Genomic DNA, 2,500 nt, shown 5'->3' on the forward strand with positions numbered 1-2,500 from the left:
AAGTGTTGACGGTGCTGGCGGGGAAGCGTAGAAGCTCTCCTCCGCAAGCGGGAAGCCGCGACACGGACCGGACGCAAACGGCGGACGGGATTTGAAAAAAAGTGCTTGACTGGGACGGAGGAAACGAATAGTTTCCCACCTCCTGCAAGACGCCGGAAACGGCGACGAGTCGCTTGAGCGACACGGTCTTTGACAATTAAATAGCGAGTTGGGTGATTTAGTAAGCCATGCTTAAGATGCGGCAACGCATACTTAGGTTTCAGCTAATAAGGATTTAAACTGGAGAGTTTGATCCTGGCTCAGATTGAACGCTGGCGGCGTGCTTAACACATGCAAGTCGTGCGAGAAAGGGGACTTCGGTCCCTGAGTAGAGCGGCGCACGGGTGAGTAACGCGTGGATAATCTACCCAGATGTTCGGGATAACGGTGGGAAACTGCCGCTAATACCGGATACGATCCAATTTCGGTTGGGTGAAAGGCGGCCTCTGTTTACAAGCTGTCGCATCTGGATGAGTCCGCGTCCCATTAGCTTGTTGGTGGGGTAATGGCCTACCAAGGCTACGATGGGTAGCTGGTCTGAGAGGATGATCAGCCACACTGGAACTGAAACACGGTCCAGACTCCTACGGGAGGCAGCAGTGGGGAATATTGCGCAATGGGGGAAACCCTGACGCAGCGACGCCGTGTGAGGGAAGAAGGCTTTCGGGTCGTAAACCTCTGTCGGGAGGGAAGAACCTTCCAGGCCTGAATAAGTCCTGGAACTGACGGTACCTCCAAAGGAAGCACCGGCTAACTCCGTGCCAGCAGCCGCGGTAATACGGAGGGTGCAAGCGTTAATCGGAATCACTGGGCGTAAAGCGCGCGTAGGCGGTCTTTTAAGTCGGACGTGAAAGCCCTCGGCTCAACCGGGGAACTGCGTTCGAAACTGGGAGACTTGAGTCCTGGAGAGGGTGGCGGAATTCCGGGTGTAGGAGTGAAATCCGTAGATATCCGGAGGAACACCGGTGGCGAAGGCGGCCACCTGGACAGGTACTGACGCTGAGGCGCGAAAGCGTGGGGAGCAAACAGGATTAGATACCCTGGTAGTCCACGCTGTAAACGATGGATGCTAGGTGTCGGGGAGCGATCTTCGGTGCCGCAGTTAACGCATTAAGCATCCCGCCTGGGGAGTACGGTCGCAAGGCTGAAACTCAAAGGAATTGACGGGGGCCCGCACAAGCGGTGGAGTATGTGGTTTAATTCGATGCAACGCGAAGAACCTTACCTGGGTTTGACATCCCGCGAATCCTCCCGAAAAGGAGGAGTGCCCTTCGGGGAGCGCGGTGACAGGTGCTGCATGGCTGTCGTCAGCTCGTGCCGTGAGGTGTTGGGTTAAGTCCCGCAACGAGCGCAACCCTTGTCTTTAGTTGCCAGCGAGTAATGTCGGGCACTCTAGAGAGACCGCCTCGGTCAACGGGGAGGAAGGTGGGGACGACGTCAAGTCATCATGGCCCTTACGCCCAGGGCTACACACGTACTACAATGGTGGGTACAATGGGCTGCGAGACCGCAAGGTGGAGCCAATCCCAAAAAACCCATCCCAGTCCGGATCGGGGTCTGCAACTCGACCCCGTGAAGTCGGAATCGCTAGTAATCGGAGATCAGCATGCTCCGGTGAATACGTTCCCGGGCCTTGTACACACCGCCCGTCACACCACGAAAGTCGGTTCTACCCGAAAGCTCCGGGCTAACCCTCGGGAGGCAGGAGTCTACGGTAGGGCTAATGATTGGGGTGAAGTCGTAACAAGGTAGCCGTAGGGGAACCTGCGGCTGGATCACCTCCTTTTATGGATACAAAAAACCCAACTCGCTATTTAATTGCAAGGACTTCGTGTCTTTGCAAGTTGCGCACACGATGGGCCTGTAGCTCAGGTGGCTAGAGCGCACGCCTGATAAGCGTGAGGTCGAAGGTTCAAGTCCTTCCAGGCCCACCACGCTTACCGGGGGTGTAGCTCAGCTGGGAGAGCGCCTGCCTTGCACGCAGGAGGCCATCGGTTCGAACCCGTTCACCTCCACCAATGGTGGGAGTGATATGGGTGCGCAGCAATGTTCTTTGACAGTTAAATAAGGGATGGGATTTAGGCAAAAGCCAAGTAATTAAGGGCAATCGGTGGATGCCTTGGCGCTGAGAGGCGATGAAAGACGCGGTAGGCGGCGATACGCACCGGGGAGCAGCCAAACATGCTTTGATCCGGTGGTTTCTGAATGGGGAAACCCGGCGGGAGTCATGTCCCGTCATCCCTTGACTGAATACATAGGTCTTGGGAAGCGAACGTGGGGAAGTGAAACATCTCAGTACCCACAGGAGAGGAAATCAAAAGAGATTCCCATAGTAGCGGCGAGCGAACTGGGAAGAGCCCAAACCAGGTGCCTCCGGGCATCTGGGGTTGTAGGGTCTCCATCAAGTGATTCATTATTAGGCAGGGAAAGTGTCTGGGAAGGCACGCCATAGAGGGTGAAA

Annotated in this window: 2 tRNA genes and 2 rRNA genes (1 of these 4 cut by a window edge); all 4 read left to right on the forward strand. The window is 55.9% G+C overall.

The annotated features are described in order from the left end of the window. The first annotated feature begins 276 nt into the window (after window positions 1-276). Window positions 277-1,825 (forward strand): 16S ribosomal RNA (locus DVDV_RS21230). A 71-nt stretch (window positions 1,826-1,896) separates the two neighbouring features. Next, window positions 1,897-1,973, forward strand: a tRNA-Ile gene (locus DVDV_RS21235). Window positions 1,974-1,981: 8 nt separating this feature from the next. After that, window positions 1,982-2,057, forward strand: a tRNA-Ala gene (locus DVDV_RS21240). Window positions 2,058-2,126: 69 nt separating this feature from the next. Then, window positions 2,127-2,500 (forward strand): 23S ribosomal RNA (locus DVDV_RS21245); it runs 2,550 nt beyond the window's last position. Together the 16S and 23S rRNA genes with 2 tRNA genes alongside form the textbook arrangement of a ribosomal RNA operon.

The sequence above is a fragment of the Desulfovibrio sp. DV genome, assembly GCF_001936595.1.
In the GTDB taxonomy this organism is placed as follows: domain Bacteria; phylum Desulfobacterota; class Desulfovibrionia; order Desulfovibrionales; family Desulfovibrionaceae; genus Solidesulfovibrio.